Source organism: Gemella sp. 20925_1_85 (assembly GCF_041433735.1).
Lineage (GTDB): Bacteria > Bacillota > Bacilli > Staphylococcales > Gemellaceae > Gemella.
In genome coordinates this window covers 1-795 of the sequence record NZ_JAPWCC010000058.1, presented here as the reverse complement: position 1 = coordinate 795, position 795 = coordinate 1, and the positions used below count along the sequence as shown (strand labels likewise).

The 795-nt window shown below is 27.7% G+C and carries 1 protein-coding gene; it reads left to right on the top strand.

Annotated elements, in window-relative coordinates:
• The coding region (locus O3884_RS08990; protein WP_371453052.1) for a transposase at nt 1-795 on the top strand (795 nt) is incomplete at both ends.

Below are 795 nucleotides of genomic sequence, written 5' to 3'. Positions count from 1 at the left end.
GTATGTTTAATAAAAAAGAAAATATCAAAGATGAAATAATATTAATGACGTTATCAGAATTAGTTCCTACAAATCACTTTTTAAGAAAGGTAGCCAAAGCGATTGATTTTAAATTTATTTATGATTTGACAGAAGAATACTATAGCCACACATCAGGAAGAAATTGTTTAGACCCTGTAGTATTATTCAAATTAGTGTTTTTAAAAGATTTCTATGGAATAAAATCTATGAGAGAAACAATAAAAAGAATAGAAACAGATGCTGCATTTAGATGGTTTTTAGGGATACAATTTTCTAAACCAGTTCCACATTATTCTACATTTTCACAAAACTATATTCGACGATTCCAAGGAACTGATATATTTGAACAAATATTTATAAATATAGTGAATCAAGCTATTGATAAAAAATTAGTAGGCGGAACAGAGTTTTTTACTGATTCAACACACATTAAAGCTAACGCAAACAAAAAGAAATACAAAATTGAAATTACCACAAAAGTAAAAGAAAGAAAATTAGACTTAGAAAAAGAAATAAATGAAGAGAGAGAAAAAATAGGAAAAAAGCCTTTTAAGTATGAAGAAAAAGAAGAACTAAAAAGACAACGAATTAACACTACTGATTCAGATAGTGGTTATTATCACAGAGATCATAAAGAAGAAGGCTTTATGTATTTAGATCATCGAACAGTAGACGGGAAGAATAATATTATTATAGACTGCCATATAACTCCAGGTAACGTTCATGATAGTGGTCCGTATATAGATAGATTAAATCAGATAGAAAGAAACTTTG